Here is a 14552-nt window from a genome sequence, read left to right as displayed (position 1 = left end):
CGGCGATCTTCGCCTACAAGGCCGAGTAGGCGAGCGAGACGAACAGGTTGCGCCCGGGCGTGTTGTAGCCCTGCACCAGCTCGTAGCGTTTGTCGGCGGCGTTGTTCAGCCGCGCCGACAGCGACCAGCTCGGCGTGACGAACCAGCTCGCGTTCAGGTTCACCAGGCCGTAGCCGCCCATGCGCGAGGCCTCGGTGTTGGCCGCCGTGCCGAAGCGCTCGCCGCTGAGCACCCACTCGACGCCGGCCCGCCAGGCACCGGCGGTGGCGCTCAGGCTGGCGCTGCCGAACTGGCGCGCGCGGCGCACGAGGCGGGTGCCGGTGTCGGCGTCCTCGGCCTGCTGGTGGGTGAGCTCACCGCGCGCCGTCCACATGCCTTCGCTGAACGAAGCGTCGAGCGTGGCCCCGCGCAGGCGCGCCCGGTTCACGTTGATCACCGTGGTGAAGGTCGGGTCGATGGCGATCAGGTCGCGCACGCTGCTGCGGAACAGCACCAGCCCGCCGCGCAGCGCGCCGCCGTCGTGGCGCAGCGCGAGCTCGGCGCTGCGAGCACGCTCCGGCTTCAGGTCGGGGTTGCCGGAAAATCCGAAGGCGCTCGGGTAGTACAGGTCATTGAAGCTCGGCGCCTTGAAGGCCGTGCCCAGGCTGGCCGAGGCGCGCCACTGCGGCGCGAAGCGATAGCCGTAGGCGAACTTGCCGGTGGCGTGGCCGCCGAACTGCGAATCGTCGTCGTGGCGCGCCGAGGCCTCGATCAGGTGGGCATCGAAGCGCGCCGTGTAGCCGACGAAGACGGCGCGGAAGGTCCGCGTCGACACCGTGTAGGCGGTGTCGCTGCTGACCTTCTCGCGCCGCCAGTCCAGCCCGGCCGCCCACTGGCCGCCGAGCGCGTTGACATCGTTCTGCCAGGTGGCCTGGTCCTGGTCGGTGTCGACGAAGCCGGGAAAAGCGCCGTCGGTGCGGATGTGGTCGGCGCCGCGTGCCAGGCGCAGCAGGCTGCGCCAGTCGGCAGTCAGGCGATTGCGGCTCTCCAGCGCGGTGCTCGACAGGCGCTGCCGGTTGACGTCGTCGCTGCCCGGGCCGGCGTCGAAGTGCGTGGCGCCGCGGCTGCCCATCACGTGCAGGCCGAACGACTGGCCCTCGGCCCAGTCGTGGTCGAGGTTCAGGCCGAGGTTGCTGTTGCGGTAGCCGTCCCGGTCGGGTTCGAAGGAGAAACTGGCGTTCTCGTTGGTGGCCGAGAACGAATCCGACTCGCGCCAGCCCGCCTGCAGCGACAGCCGCATGGCGCCGAGCTTGCGGCCCAGCCCGACGCTGGCCTCGCGCGTGCCCCAGCGCCCGGCGCCGATGCTGGCCTCGGCGCGATCGGCGCCGGCCTGCTTGGTGAACACCTGGATCACGCCGCCGATCGCATCGGCGCCGTACAGGCTGCTGCCCACGCCGCGCAGGATCTCGATGCGCTCGATCTGCGCCAGCGGCAGGTTCTCGAAGGCGTTGGTGCCGGCGGTCGCCGAGTTGACGCGCACGCCGTCGATCAGCAGCACGACGTGGCTGGCGTTGCTGCCGCGCAGGAAGATGCTCGACACCTGGCCGGGCCCGCCGGTGGCGCTGATCTCGACGCCGCCGCGCGTCTGCAGCAGCTCGGTCAGCGTCATCGGGCCGGCGTTGGCGATGGTGTCGGCATCGATGACGCGCAGGTCGGCCAGCACGGTATCGATCGGCTGCGGCAGCCGCGTGGCGGTGACGACCACCGGTTGCAGCGTCTGCGGCTCGGCGGCGAATGAAACGAGGGGGAGGGTGGAAGAGACGAGAAGGCCCAGGCCGCGCAATGCGGACGGGCAACGACAGGAAGGGAACATCGAATGGACTCCAAGCAGCCAGCGTCCCCGCAGGCTGCATTGTTGGCGATGCCGGTGGCCCGAAAGTCGCCGGCGGCTGCGCTTGGCAGGCCGGTATCCGGGCTCGCGGGTCGGGGCGACGGGAGTCGCACCGCGGCCATCGCCTTCCCACGGGGGTGAGCCCGCAGTGGCACTGAGATGGTCGTGTACCCGCTTACCGGTGCGGGGGCAGCGCAGGCCTTCGCGCCCTTGCGGACGCGTCACCTGCTTCCCGTTTAACTCCCGGCCGAGGACTGGCCGGAAGCACCTGAAGCGTGTCGATGATAGCCCCGTGACGTCAGTCCACCGGCGGGACGGAGTCGCGCACCGCGTCGCGCGTGCTTGCCGAGGCGAACTGCGCCCAGGCCACGCCGGCCAGCGTGATCGCCGCGCCGAGCAGCTTGATCGCGGTGTAACGCTCGCCGGTGACCAGCCACGCCACCAGCGCGGCCACCGGCGGCATCAGGTACATCAGCGGCGCGGTGCGGGCCACGCCGCGCACCGCGTTGACCCAGCCCCACACCAGCCAGCCGAGGAAGGCCGAGATTAGCACCGCGTAGAGCGTGCCGACCCAGATCAGCGGCGGCACCTCGGCCCAGTGCACCTGCAGCCCGGCGGGCAGGCTGACCAGCACCACCGGCGCGCTGCCGAGCAACACGCCGTAGGTCATCACCACCACGCCGCCGTGGCGCTCGATCAGCGGCTTGGCCGCCACGGTGTAGTACGAGAAGAAGGAGGCGGCGACGAGCAGCGTCAGGTCGCCGCCGCCGGCCTGCCACTGGCCCCCGAGCAGCTTGTCGGACAGGAACACCAGCACGCCGACCACTGCCACGGTCACGCCGACGACCTGGCCGCGCGTGAGGTGCTCGATGCCGTGCCAGCGCAGGATGAGCAGCGTGAACACCGGCCCGCAGGCCAGGATCAGCGAACTGGAGAAGGCGGTGGACCAGTGGATGCCGTAAGTCACCAGGCCCACGTGGAGCAGGTGCCCGGCCACGCCCAACTTGAGCAGTGCGAGCAGCTCGCGCCGCGGCAGCCGGGGCCACTTCGTGCCGTAGTGGGCCACCAGCAGCAGCGCCGCGGCCACCGGCATGATCAGGTAGCGCACGAACAGGAAGCCCCCGGGCGACAGCGCCTCGAAAACCGCCTTCTGGACGCTGAAGTTCGCACCCCACACGAGGATGAGCGCGAGCGCCGCCCAGAGCGCCGCGCGCTCTCTCGCCGCGTGCTCCGTCATGCCGGATTCGCCTGGGCGCGCGACAGCTCGGCCGACCAGGCCCAGGCTTGCTCCGCCAGCGCGAGCACCGCGTCGACGCCGCCGTGCGCCGCGGCCAGGGCCTCGCTGATCTCGAGCTCGTGCCGCTCGATCGCCATCGCCAGCCGAAGGTCGGGCCACCAGGGCCCGGAGTGCGACAGCAGCGCCTCGCGCGCCGGCTCGGCCAGCTGCAGCGGCTGCAGCGCTTCGGCCAGCGGCACCTGCAGCAGCGCATCGAGCATCGACAGCAGGCCGACGGTGAACATGGCCGCCGGCGGCGCATTGCCGCGCGCCGTGGCCAGCAGCTCGAGCAGCCGGGCGCGCGCCAGCGACACTTCCTGCAGCGCGCGCGAGGCCTTGCGCCCGCTGCCCGAGGCCGTCAGCAGCACGCTCAACCAGCGGTACAGCTCGCCGCGGCCGAGCACCATCACCGCCTGCTCGATCGACTCGATCGGCTTGGACAGTCCCACCGCCGGGCTGTTCACGCTGCGCAGCAGCCGGTACGACAGCGCCAGGTCGGCACGCAGTTCGGCACCGAGGTGCGCGGTGTCGCGGTCGGCCACCACGTCGTTGAGCAGCTGGCACAGGCGCTGCGTCGCAGGCTGCACCGTGCGGCGCTGCGCGAAAGCGGCGTCGCCCGACTCGACGCGGCCGGCCGCCAGCGCCACGCCGCATTCGAGCGCCTGCTCGATGGCCTCGACCCCAGGCAGATCCACCGCCACGCGTGTGCGCGCAGGTTGGGTCTGCTGCCAGCGCACGCAGCCATTGAGCACGTCATTCAGCCCGTCGGCGCCTGGGCGCAGCAGCACGAAGCTGGCGCCAGGGGGCTCGGGCGCGCCGTCGGCCGCACCGAGTTTCACGCCACGCGTGCGCCACTGCGTCAGCGCGCCAGCGAGGCTCTCACCCGGCTCGAAGGCGCCGGTCACGGCCAGCCAGGCCCCGTCGGGCACCTGCTCGGCCACCGCCGGCCGCGCCAGCAGCGAGGCCGGCAGTTCACACAGCGCGTGGCGGCCGGCGGCCAGCGTCGAGCGCATCGCCGAGAGCAGCGCGATCGCGTGCGCCGCTGCGGCAGGGCCGTCGCTGGCTTCCTGCATGCGGCGCTGGGTCGACGAGGCCAGGCGGAACTCGAAGCCGGCCAGCTCGCCGTTCGCGCCCACCAGCGGGCGCCGCGCACCGAAGCTCGGTGCCGGCACGGCGGCGCGCGACGGCGCGGCCGCGGCCGTCGCGGGCAAGGGCTCGGGCCGAGGATCGGGCGCCTTCGCGCCGCCAAAGAGTTTCGACCACCAGCCGCTCATGACTTCCCTTCTTCGGCCGGCCCGCCCAGCCAGGCCTGTGCTTCTTCGCCTTCGGGCCCCGGCTCCGGTGTGGCCCGTGCCAGCGCCATCCAGGTGCCCAGCGGCAGCCTCATCGCGCGTGGTGGAGCCGGCCGCGCCACGTCCAGCTCGCCCCCGGGCAGCGCGAACATCACGCCGAACTCGGCGGGCACCTCGTCCGCTGCCGCGATGCCCGCTTTCAGCACGTACCAGCATTGGCCGGCCAGTGCGCGGTAGGCATGGCGCTTGTGCGGGTGGCGCAGGTCCGACAGCAGGTCGGCGCGCGTCACCTTGATCTCGTGCGCCACCGGCTCGAGGTAGTCCTCCACCGTGGTGTGGCGGATCGAGAACACGTCGGGCATCGCGACCACCCAGCGGGCGGTCTCGCCTTCGCCGACCTGCGCGCGCAGGCCCAGGCCGCGCCAGGCGATGCGACCGGCGCGCGCCATCTCGCGCGCCACGCGCTCGACCAGGGCCTCGTGCGCATCGCGCCGAAGGCGGTTGCGCTGCAGCGTACCGGCCAGCGCAGCCACGCCCGCGTCGGTCACGCGCAGGGTCTCGTGGCCACTGGGCTGGCGCACCCGCTCCAGCAAGCCGGCGGCGAGCAGTTCGGCCTCGACCAGATCCTGGCAAGGCCAGCCGGCCGAGCGCCATACTTCCCGCAAGCGCCGCTGGTGCACGGCCGAGCCGGCAAGCGGCGGCAGCACGGCAACGGGCGGGTCGACAAAGGCCATGGCCACAGCGTAGCCGGTCCGGCCGAACCGCTTGATTTCTATACCCCACCAGGTATATACTCCACCCCGTATGCAACCCCACGCTGCCATGAAGCCCCTTCTTGCCGCCCTGCTCGTCCTGCTGCTCGCGCCGTCGCTGGCTGCCGCCGCGCCCGAGACCTCCGTGCCCACGGTGGCCGCCTCCGCCGCTTCGGCAGGCGCCGTGGCCGACTTCGATGCCGTTCTGCAGCCGGTGCGCCAGGTCACGATCACCGCGCAGGTGGGCGGCAACGTGCTCGCGCTGCGCGTCAAGGCGGGCGACACGGTCAAGCGCGGCCAGACCCTGGTGCGCATCGACGACCGCGACATGCGTGCCGGCGTGGCGCGCAGCGACGCCGCGGTGGCGCAGGCCCAGGCCGAAGCGCGCAATGCCGAGGTGGCGCTGGCCCGCAACCGCGACCTGCAGAAGAGCGGCTTCGTCAGCCAGGCGGCGGTCGACACCGCCAGCACCCAGCACCAGGCGGCGCAGGCCGGCCTGGCACAGGCCCGCGCGGCCCGCACGCAGGCCACCGTGGCGCAGGGTTTCGCCGAGCTGTCGGCTCCGTTCGATGCCGTGGTGCTGGCCACGCACGTCGAAGCCGGCGACCTGGCCCTGCCCGGCCGCGCGCTGGTCACCCTGTACGAACCCGGCCGCCTGCGGGCCGTCGTGCAGGTGCCGGCCTCGCGCGCCACGGCGGTGGCTGCCGCGCGCGACGTGCAGGTGCAGCTGCCCGACGGGCGCAGCCTGAAGCCGGTCGCCCGCGAACTGCTGCCCGCGGCCGACCCGGTGTCGCAGACTGTGGAATGGCGCCTGGACCTGCCGGCCGAGGCGAACACCTCACGGCCCGGCCAGACAATTCGCGTGATCGCCTCCGGCATGCCGACCCCGACGGTTTCCGCGACGCCGCGCCCGAACATCCCCGCCGAGGCGGTGCTGCGCCGCGGCGAACTGACCGCGGTGTACGTGGCCCAGGGCGACGGCTTCGTGCTGCGCGCCGTGCGCGTCGGCCCTGCCGCCGCCGGCCGCGTCGACGTGCTGGCGGGCCTGGCCGCCAACGAGCGAGTCGCCGTCGACCCGGTGCGCGCCGGTCTGCAGGGCGCCCGCCCGGCGGCGAACTGAGGTGCCGCCCGTGAGCACGGATTCCATCACTCCGCTCGGCGTCTCCGGCCGCCTGGCGCGGATCTTCCAGACGCACACGCTGACACCGTTGCTGGCCCTCGTCGCGCTGCTGCTCGGCGCCTTCGCCGTGTTCGTCACGCCGCGCGAGGAAGAGCCGCAGATCAATGTGACGATGGCCAACGTGCTCATCGCCTTCCCCGGAGCGTCCAGCGCCGACGTGCAGAACATGGTGGCGCGCCCGGCCGAGCAGGTGCTCGGCCAAATCGCCGGCATCGAGCACACCTACTCGGTCGCGCGGCCCGGCATGGCGATCATGACGGTGCAGTTCAAGGTCGGCGTGCCGCGTACCGAGGCGCTGGTGCGCCTGTACGACGTGCTCAACGCCAACCAGGACTGGCTGCCGGCCAACCTGGGCGTGCTGCCGCCAGTGGTCAAGCCCAAGGGCATCGACGACGTGCCGGTGCTCGCCGTCACGCTGTGGGCACGCGAAGGCACGCCGGCCGCCGAACTCGAGCGCGTGGCCCACACGATGGAGGCCGAACTCAAGCGCGTGCCCGGTGCACGCGAGGTGCAGACCATCGGCGGCCCGGGCCGCGCGGTGAACGTCTGGATCGACCCCGGCCGCCTGCGCGAGCGCGGCATCGACATCGCCCGCCTCCAGGCCACGCTCGCGGCCGCCAACCAATCCATGCCGGCCGGCGCCGTGCTCGACGAACAAGGCAGCACGGCGCGCATGCTGGCCGTGGAGACCGGCGAGTTCCTGCGTTCCGCCGCCGACGTGGGCGAGCTGATCGTCGGCGTGGCGGGCGGCAAACCCGTGCGCCTGTCCGAAGTGGCGCGCATCGAGGAAGGTGCGCGCCAACCGACCCGCTACGTCTGGTTCACGCCCGGCGTGTCGGCCTCGGGTGCCAGCGCCGGCCAGGTGCAACCCGCACTGACGCTCACCGTGACCAAAAAGCCCGGCCAGAACGCCGTCGACGTGTCGCGCGCGGCACGCGCCCGTGTCGACGAGTTGCGCAACACCGTGCTCCCGCAAGGCATCGAGGCGACGATCACGCGCGACTACGGCGAGACCGCCGCCGAGAAGGCCAACAAGCTGATCCAGAAGCTGGCCTTCGCCACCGGCTCGGTGATCCTGCTCGTCGGCCTGGCCCTGGGTCGCCGCGAGGCCGTGATCGTTGGCGCCGCGGTGATCCTCACGCTCACCGCCACGCTCTTCGCCTCCTGGGCCTGGGGCTTCACGCTGAACCGCGTGTCGCTCTTCGCGCTGATCTTCTCCATCGGCATCCTGGTCGACGATGCGATCGTGGTGGTGGAGAACATCCACCGCCACCAGCAGCTCACGCCGGACAGACCGCTGCGCGAGATCATCCCCGTGGCCGTCGACGAGGTCGGCGGCCCGACCATCCTGGCCACGCTGACAGTGATCGCCGCGCTGCTGCCGATGGCCTTCGTGTCGGGCCTGATGGGCCCGTACATGAGCCCGATCCCGATCAACTCGAGCCTGGGCATGGCGCTGTCGCTGGCGATCGCATTCACGGTCACGCCCTGGCTCGCGCTCAAGCTGATGAAGTCGCATGCGCCGGGCCACGCCGCCGCACCGTCGGCCACCGCGGGCAAACTGCAGCGCCTTTTCCAGCGTCTGCTCCTGCCGCTGCTCGACAGCGCCCGCAAGCGCTGGCTGCTGCTGGCCGGCATCCTGGCGGCGCTGATGCTGTCGGTGGGCCTGGCGCTGGTGCAGTGGGTGGTGCTGAAGATGCTGCCCTTCGACAACAAGAGCGAGTTCCAGCTCGTCGTCGAGATGCCGGCCGGCACGCCGCTGGAGACCACCGCCGCCACGCTGCAGGAGCTCGGCGCCCACTTGGCGAAGCAGCCCGAGGTGCGCGACCTGCAAGGTTACGCCGGCACCGCCAGCCCGATCACCTTCAACGGCCTGGTGCGCCAGTACTACCTGCGCGCCGACGCCGAACAGGGCGACCTGCAGGTCAACCTGGTCGACAAGAAGCACCGACACGAACAGAGCCACGCCATCGCGCAGCGCCTTCGCCCGGCGCTCGACGCCATCGCCGCCAAGTACAACGCCCGCCTGAAGGTCGTCGAGGTGCCGCCCGGCCCGCCGGTGCTCGCACCGCTGGTCGCCGAGATCTACGGCCCCGATGAAGCCGGGCGCATCCAGGTCGCCCAGAAGGTCATGAAGGCCTTCGGCGACACCGCCCACATCGTCGGCATCGACAGCACGCTGGCGGCCGACGCGCCCCGCGCCTGGCTGCGCGTGAACCGCCAGCGTGCCGAGACGCTGGGCATCCCGGTGGCCAGCATCGCCCAGACCGTCAACGCCGCCTTGTCGGGCGCCGAGCCGGCCTGGCTGCACGACGGCCAGAGCAAGTACCCGGTGCCGGTGCGGCTGCAGCTGCCCACCGAGCAGCAGGTCGGCCTGGAAGCCCTGCTCGCCCTGCCGCTACGCTCGGGCAACGGCCAGCTGGTGCCGCTGTCGGAGCTGGTGCGCGTCGAGCGCGGCGTGATCGACAAGCCGCGCTACACCAAGGACCTGCAGCACGTGTCCTACGTGATGGGCGATGTCGGCGAGCGCGCCCTCGCCGGCGACGATCGCAAGCTGGTCGACTCGCCGCTGTACGGCCTGTTCGCCATCCGCGGCAAGTTGGCCGGCTTGTCCGACGGCAGCCTGGGCGAGTACTGGATCCGTCAGCCGAGCGACCCGTTCCGCCAGTACGCCGTCAAGTGGGACGGCGAATCGCAGATCACCTACGAGACCTTCCGCGACATGGGCGCGGCCTACGGCGTCGGGCTGATCCTGATCTACCTGCTGGTGGTGGCGCAGTTCCGCAGCTACCTGACGCCGCTGGTCATCATGGCGCCGATCCCGCTGACCATCATCGGCGTGATGCCCGGCCACGCCCTGCTCGGCGCGCAGTTCACCGCCACCTCGATGATCGGCATGATCGCGCTGGCCGGCATCATCGTGCGCAATTCCATCCTGCTGGTCGACTTCATCGAGCTCCAGGTGGCGCAAGGCGTGGCCTTCAAGGACGCGGTGGTCAGCTCCGCCGCGGTGCGCGCGCAGCCGATCGCGCTGACCGGCCTGGCCGCGATGATCGGCGCCTTCTTCATCCTCGACGACCCGATCTTCAACGGCCTGGCCGTCTCGCTGATCTTCGGCATCTTCGTCTCCACGCTGCTGACGCTGATCGTCATCCCGGTGCTCTATTTCGCGCTGTACCGGCGCCGCCACGAACCCTCACCCGCTTAACCTCAAGGAGATCTTCATGACCATCGAACGTGTGATCCGCATCATGGCCGGCTTCTTCGTCATGCTCTCGCTGCTGCTGGGCGTCGAAGGCAGCCCGCTGTTCGTCAGCCAGTGGTTCCTCGCCTTCACCGCCTTCGTCGGCTTCAACCTGTTCCAGTCCGGCTTCACCAACTTCTGCCCGCCCAGCATCCTGCTGAAGAAGCTCGGCATGAAGGACGACGGCCCGAGCTGCGCGCGCTGAAAGAGCGACTCACCATGTCCAGCGAATCCGTCACCGTGCGCCTGGCCCAGCGCCAGGACTACCAGTTCGACGTGCAGTTCGGCCCGGGCGTGCCCCTGCTGCTCGCCGACGAGCCCGCGCCGCTCGGCCAGGGCCTGGGCCCGTCGCCGGTGCAGCTGCTTGCCGCGGCGGTGGGCAACTGCCTGTCCGACTCGCTGCTGTTCGCGCTGCGCAAGTTCAAGCAGAAGCCCGAGCCACTGCAGTGCGAGGTCAGCGCCGAGGTGGGCCGCAACGCCGAAGGCCGGGTGCGCGTGCTCGGCCTGCAGGCCACCCTCACGCTGGGCGTGCCGGGCGAGGCGCTCGAGCACCTCGAGCGTGTGCTGGGCACCTTCGAGAGCTACTGCACCGTCACGCAGAGCATCGCGCAGGGCATCCCGGTGCGCGTGCAGGTGATCGATGCGCAGGGCGCTGTACTCAAGTAGGGAGCCGGCATGAGCACCGACCACGCACCCCTGAAGCACCTGATGCCCGGCTGGTTCGCCATCGTGATGGGCTGGTCCGGCCTGGCGCTGGCCTGGCACCGCGCCACGCCGGCGCTCGGCGACATGGCTGCCGGCATCTCGCTGGTGGCCGGCGCCTTCGCGCTGCTGGTCTTCGCGCTGCTGGCTGCCGCGCTGCTGTTGCGCTGGCAACGCCATCACGATGCCATGCTCGAGGACCTGCAGCACCCGGTGCGCCACGCCTTCTTCGCCGCCATCCCGATCTCGGCCCTGCTGCTGATCACGCTGGGCGTCGCGCACTTCGGGCCGGGCGTGCCGGGGCTGGGCGCGCTGTGGCTGATCGCCTCGGTGGCACAGTTCGCCGTCACGCTGTGGGTGCTGTCGCGCTGGCTGCGCGCCACGGCCGCTGCCGGCACCGCGGCGTGGAACTGGGGCGGCATCACCCCGGCGCTGTTCATCCCCATCGTCGGCAACGTGCTCGCGCCGCTGGCCGGCATCCCGCTGGGGTACGGCGCCTGGGCCGCGGCGCAGTTCGGGCTCGGTCTGCTGTTCTGGCCGGTGGTGATGGTGCTGGTGTTCGTGCGTTTCGGCCAGGCCGGCATGCTGCCGGAGCGGCTGCTGCCCACGCTGTTCATCTTCGTCGCACCGCCAGCGGTGATCGGCGTCGCGGCGCTGCAGTTCGGCGCGCCCGCACTGCTGGCCTGGATGCTGTGGGGCATGGCGCTGTTCCTGGCCCTGTGGGCCGCCACGCTGACCCGGCGCATCACCGACCAGCCCTTCGGCATCCCGCACTGGGGCATGAGCTTCCCGCTCGCCGCGCTGGCGGTGCTGAGCCTGCGCCTGTCCGACACGCCCGAGGGCCGCTGGCTCGCCGTGCCGTCGCTCGCGCTGCTGGCGCTGGCCTCGCTGGTGATGCTCGGCCTGACCCTGGCCACGCTGCGCGGACTGCGTGCCGGCACGCTGCTGGTGCCCGAGGGGCCGCCGGTGATTCCCATCAAGCCACAACCGTCCGCTGCGTGACCAGCGCGGCTCAAGCACAATGTCGACGCATCAACCGACACCTCCCGAGGGCGCCCGCGCCCCGGACGCCTGCACCATGTCCGTCCTGAACGACGAGAAGACCCGCACCGACCTGCTCAACCGCCTCAAGCGTGCCGAGGGCCAGCTGCGCGGCATCCAGCGCATGATCGAGGAGGGCGAGGAATGCCTGGCCATCGCCGGGCAGATGTCGGCGGTGCGCAAGGCGCTGGACAGCGCCTACGTGCGCATGACGGTGTGCTTCATGGAGCAGGAGCTGTCGGCGCGCCTGGGCGACAAGCCCGCCGCGCGTGCCGACCTCGGCCACATGCTCGACAACGTCGAGACCCTGCTGGGCAAGATCCGGTAACGATTCCTTGTTGCGGGCAGGGATTCGCCTGCATAGATTGCGCGCGACGGCCCGTTCCGGCCGTTGCCACACAAGGAAGTCCCATGAAGAACGCTCTCCTGGCCACTGTGCTCGCGCTCGCCGCCGGCACCGCCTTCGCGCACAACTGCCCGAACGAGATGAAGGCGATCGACGCCAAGCTCGCCACCAACCCCAAGCTGGCCGACGCCGATGCCGCCAAGGTCAAGCAGCTGCGCGCCGACGGCGAGGCCGCGCACAAGGCGGGCAAGCACGACGACTCGATGAAGGCGCTCGGGGAAGCCAAGAAGCTCCTCGGCATCTGATCCCGGCGCCCCGGCTAGCATGCCGGGATGAGCGCCTACCCCCACCTCCTCGCCCCGCTGGACCTCGGCTTCACCACGCTGCCCAACCGCGTGCTGATGGGCAGCATGCACACCGGCCTGGAAGACGGCCGCAAGCATTTCCCGGCGATGGCCGCGTTCTTCGCCGAGCGGGCGCGCGGGGGCGTGGGGCTGATGGTCACCGGCGGCTTCGCGCCCAACATCGAAGGCTGGGCCAAGCCTTTCGCCGGCATGCTGGCCAGCTCGGGTGCCGCACGGCGCCACAAGGAAGTCACCGACGCCGTGCACGCCGAGGGCGGCAAGATCGCCCTGCAGATCCTGCACACCGGCCGCTACGGCTACCACCCGCTGTGCGTGGCGCCCTCGCGCATCCAGAGCCCGATCTCGCCTTTCACACCGCGTGCACTGTCGGCGCGCGGCATCGAGCGTCAGATCCGCGCCTTCGTGCGCTGCGCGAAGCTGGCCCGAGAGGCCGGCTACGACGGCGTCGAGGTGATGGGCAGCGAGGGCTACTTCATCAACCAGTTCCTCGTCACCCACACCAACCAGCGCAGCGACGAATGGGGCGGCAGCTACGAGAACCGCATGCGCCTGCCGGTGGAGATCGTGCAGCGCGTGCGCGAGGCGGTGGGCAAGGACTTCATCCTCATCTACCGCCTGTCGATGCTCGACCTCATTCCCGACGGCAGTTCCTGGCCCGAGGTGGTGACGCTGGCCAAGGCCGTCACGGCCGCGGGCGCGACCCTTCTGAACACCGGCATCGGCTGGCACGAAGCACGCATCCCGACCATCGCCACCAGCGTGCCGCGCGGCGCCTTCGCCTGGGTGACGAAGAAGATGCGCGAGGAACTTCGCGCTGCGGGCCTCACGATCCCGTTGGTCACCAGCAACCGCATCAACATGCCCGAGGTGGGCGAGCAGATCCTCGCCGACGGCTGCGCCGACATGGTCAGCCTGGCGCGCCCGTTGCTCGCCGATCCCGCTTTCGTCGCCAAGGCGAAGGCCGGGCGCAACAGCGACATCAACACCTGCATCGCCTGCAACCAGGCCTGCCTCGACCACACCTTCCAGCTGAAGATCGCCAGCTGCCTCGTCAACCCGCGCGCCGGGCACGAGACCGAGCTGATCCTGCAGCGCACGGCGGCGAAGAAGCGCTTTGCCGTGGTCGGCGCCGGACCAGCCGGCCTGGCGGCGGCCACCACGCTCGCCGAGCGCGGCCACGAGGTGCACCTGTTCGACGCGGCGGCGCAGATCGGCGGCCAGTTCAACATGGCGAAGAAGATCCCGGGCAAGGAGGAGTTCAGCGAAACGCTGCGCTACTTCGCGCGCCGGCTCGAGCAGACCGGCGTTCGCCTGAACCTGAACACGCGCGCGACCGCCGCCACGCTGGTCGCGCAGAAGTTCGACGCTGTGCTGCTGGCCACCGGCGTGGTCGCCCGCGACCCGAAGATCCCCGGCCAGGACGGCGCCAACGTGCTCAGCTACATCGACGTGCTGCTGCACGGCAAGCCGGTGGGCGAGCGCGTCGCGGTGGTCGGTGCGGGCGGCATCGGCTTCGACGTCGCCGAGTTCCTCGTCACGGCCGCCGGCCATTCGCCCACGCTGAACCTGCCCGAGTGGCTGGCCGAATGGGGCGTGGCCGACCCGGCCACGGTGCGCGGCGGCGTGGTGCGCGCGCAGCCGGCCGCACCGGCAAGGAAGGTCACGCTGCTGCAGCGCAAGGCCGGCAAGCTCGGCAAGGGCCTGGGCAAGACCACCGGCTGGATCCACCGCGCGGCACTGCAGATGAAGCAGGTGGAGATGATCGGCGGCGTGAACTACGAGCGCATCGGCCCGCAGGGCCTGTTCGTCACCTACGGCGAGAAGCGCCAGGACGGGCAGCTGATCGAGTGCGACACCATCGTGCTTTGCGCCGGGCAGGAGCCGCTGCGCGAGCTGGAGGCGCCGCTGCGCGCGGCCGGTGTGCCGGTGCACCTGATCGGCGGCGCGCACGAGGCCTCGGAGCTCGACGCCAAGCGCGCCATCGACCAGGGCACGCGGCTGGCCGCGTCACTCTGAGGCGGCCAAGGGCAGCTTCATGATCCAGAAATCGGCGCCGCGCTGCAGGTGCTTCACGGCACCCAGGCGCTCGTAGAAGCCCGGCCCGTCGGTGCCGAACCAGAGCTGCTCGAAGCCCAGTCGCGCCGCCTGCCGGGCCATCGCCTTCACCAGCATCGAGCCGATGCCCTGCCCGCGCCGCTCGGGCACCACCACCATCGCGGCGAGCCAGGGATAGAGCTCGGGCAGCGAGTCGTCGTCGTTGTCGATCAGGTGCACGCAGCCCAGCGGTGTGGCGTCGTCCGAGCCTTCCAGCGCAATCAGGCTGGCGAGCACGCGCCCCGGCGCGGCGCGCCCGCCGAAGGCGTCGGCGAGTTCGGCTTGGGTCATGCCGCCCCTCACGTCCGCCCAGAACTCGCGCCAGACGAGGCCGGCAACGAACTCGACGTGCTGCGGGTGGCGAGACAGGTCGTCGACGATCGCCGCCAT

General features: G+C 71.3%; 13 protein-coding genes and 1 riboswitch. Of the genes, 8 read left to right on the top strand and 5 right to left on the bottom strand.

Features of this window, described 5'->3' with window-relative positions:
• Positions 1-13: 13 nt before the first annotated feature.
• From HZ992_RS23445 to HZ992_RS23430, 4 genes are all read right to left on the bottom strand, one after another.
• Positions 14-1852 carry a TonB-dependent receptor domain-containing protein gene (locus tag HZ992_RS23445; protein ID WP_209384241.1) on the bottom strand — a complete coding sequence of 613 codons (1839 nt, stop codon included), beginning with the start codon at positions 1850-1852 and terminating at the stop codon, positions 14-16.
• 70 nt (positions 1853-1922) lie between these two features.
• Positions 1923-2157: riboswitch (cobalamin riboswitch) on the bottom strand.
• 11 nt (positions 2158-2168) lie between these two features.
• Positions 2169-3107, bottom strand: a complete 939-nt coding sequence (locus HZ992_RS23440) for a DMT family transporter (RefSeq protein ID WP_209384240.1) — start codon at positions 3105-3107, stop codon at positions 2169-2171.
• Complete coding sequence (locus tag HZ992_RS23435; protein ID WP_209384239.1) at positions 3104-4420, bottom strand: EAL and HDOD domain-containing protein; 1317 nt, start codon at positions 4418-4420, stop codon at positions 3104-3106. Before HZ992_RS23435 ends, HZ992_RS23440 begins: the two co-directional genes overlap by 4 nt.
• On the bottom strand, positions 4417-5172 hold the full coding sequence (locus HZ992_RS23430; RefSeq protein ID WP_245213263.1) for a hypothetical protein: 756 nt from the start codon (positions 5170-5172) through the stop codon (positions 4417-4419). The genes HZ992_RS23435 and HZ992_RS23430 overlap by 4 nt, the downstream gene beginning before the upstream one ends.
• An 88-nt stretch (positions 5173-5260) precedes the next feature.
• On the opposite strand from HZ992_RS23430, the gene HZ992_RS23425 reads away from it, so the two are divergent.
• The 8 genes from HZ992_RS23425 to HZ992_RS23390 all read left to right on the top strand — a co-directional run bounded on the left by HZ992_RS23425 (position 5261) and on the right by HZ992_RS23390 (position 14084).
• Positions 5261-6310: an efflux RND transporter periplasmic adaptor subunit gene (locus HZ992_RS23425; RefSeq protein ID WP_209384238.1), complete on the top strand. Its 1050-nt coding sequence runs from the start codon at positions 5261-5263 to the stop codon at positions 6308-6310.
• 10 nt (positions 6311-6320) lie between these two features.
• Entirely contained in the window at positions 6321-9578 is a 3258-nt protein-coding gene (locus HZ992_RS23420) for an efflux RND transporter permease subunit (RefSeq protein WP_209384237.1), read from the top strand.
• A 16-nt stretch (positions 9579-9594) separates the two neighbouring features.
• Positions 9595-9819: a YgaP family membrane protein gene (locus HZ992_RS23415; RefSeq protein ID WP_209384236.1), complete on the top strand. Its 225-nt coding sequence runs from the start codon at positions 9595-9597 to the stop codon at positions 9817-9819.
• A gap of 14 nt (positions 9820-9833) precedes the next feature.
• Positions 9834-10280 carry an OsmC family protein gene (locus HZ992_RS23410; protein WP_209384235.1) on the top strand — a complete coding sequence of 149 codons (447 nt, stop codon included), beginning with the start codon at positions 9834-9836 and terminating at the stop codon, positions 10278-10280.
• 9 nt (positions 10281-10289) lie between these two features.
• On the top strand, positions 10290-11318 hold the full coding sequence (locus HZ992_RS23405) for an SLAC1 anion channel family protein (RefSeq protein WP_209384234.1): 1029 nt from the start codon (positions 10290-10292) through the stop codon (positions 11316-11318).
• A gap of 76 nt (positions 11319-11394) precedes the next feature.
• Positions 11395-11685 (top strand): metal-sensing transcriptional repressor, encoded by a 291-nt coding sequence (locus HZ992_RS23400; RefSeq protein ID WP_209384233.1) that lies wholly within the window; start codon positions 11395-11397, stop codon positions 11683-11685.
• Between the two features lie 83 nt (positions 11686-11768).
• Positions 11769-12008, top strand: coding sequence for a PA2433 domain-containing protein (locus tag HZ992_RS23395; RefSeq protein ID WP_209384232.1), 240 nt, complete (start codon positions 11769-11771; stop codon positions 12006-12008).
• Between the two features lie 27 nt (positions 12009-12035).
• On the top strand, positions 12036-14084 hold the full coding sequence (locus tag HZ992_RS23390; protein ID WP_209384231.1) for an NADPH-dependent 2,4-dienoyl-CoA reductase: 2049 nt from the start codon (positions 12036-12038) through the stop codon (positions 14082-14084).
• On the opposite strand, the gene HZ992_RS23385 is transcribed toward HZ992_RS23390, so the two are convergent.
• Positions 14076-14552, bottom strand: a complete 477-nt coding sequence (locus HZ992_RS23385; RefSeq protein WP_209384230.1) for a GNAT family N-acetyltransferase — start codon at positions 14550-14552, stop codon at positions 14076-14078. The genes HZ992_RS23390 and HZ992_RS23385 overlap by 9 nt on opposite strands.

Origin of the sequence: Rhizobacter sp. AJA081-3 (assembly GCF_017795745.1) — a bacterium.
Taxonomy (GTDB): Bacteria; Pseudomonadota; Gammaproteobacteria; order Burkholderiales; family Burkholderiaceae_C; genus Piscinibacter.
Note: the sequence above shows the minus strand (reverse complement) of the source record. Positions and strands in the feature narration are given on the sequence as shown.

Coding starts and splice junctions, on each gene's coding strand:
- HZ992_RS23400 (WP_209384233.1), top strand. CDS start 11,395: ATGTCCGTCCTGAACGACGAGAAGACCCGCACCGACCTGCTCAACCGC.
- HZ992_RS23390 (WP_209384231.1), top strand. CDS start 12,036: ATGAGCGCCTACCCCCACCTCCTCGCCCCGCTGGACCTCGGCTTCACC.
- HZ992_RS23395 (WP_209384232.1), top strand. CDS start 11,769: ATGAAGAACGCTCTCCTGGCCACTGTGCTCGCGCTCGCCGCCGGCACC.
- HZ992_RS23405 (WP_209384234.1), top strand. CDS start 10,290: ATGAGCACCGACCACGCACCCCTGAAGCACCTGATGCCCGGCTGGTTC.
- HZ992_RS23415 (WP_209384236.1), top strand. CDS start 9,595: ATGACCATCGAACGTGTGATCCGCATCATGGCCGGCTTCTTCGTCATG.
- HZ992_RS23430 (WP_245213263.1), bottom strand. CDS start 5,172: ATGGCCTTTGTCGACCCGCCCGTTGCCGTGCTGCCGCCGCTTGCCGGC.
- HZ992_RS23440 (WP_209384240.1), bottom strand. CDS start 3,107: ATGACGGAGCACGCGGCGAGAGAGCGCGCGGCGCTCTGGGCGGCGCTC.
- HZ992_RS23445 (WP_209384241.1), bottom strand. CDS start 1,852: ATGTTCCCTTCCTGTCGTTGCCCGTCCGCATTGCGCGGCCTGGGCCTT.
- HZ992_RS23425 (WP_209384238.1), top strand. CDS start 5,261: ATGAAGCCCCTTCTTGCCGCCCTGCTCGTCCTGCTGCTCGCGCCGTCG.
- HZ992_RS23435 (WP_209384239.1), bottom strand. CDS start 4,420: ATGAGCGGCTGGTGGTCGAAACTCTTTGGCGGCGCGAAGGCGCCCGAT.
- HZ992_RS23385 (WP_209384230.1), bottom strand. CDS start 14,552: ATGGCGGCGATCGTCGACGACCTGTCTCGCCACCCGCAGCACGTCGAG.
- HZ992_RS23410 (WP_209384235.1), top strand. CDS start 9,834: ATGTCCAGCGAATCCGTCACCGTGCGCCTGGCCCAGCGCCAGGACTAC.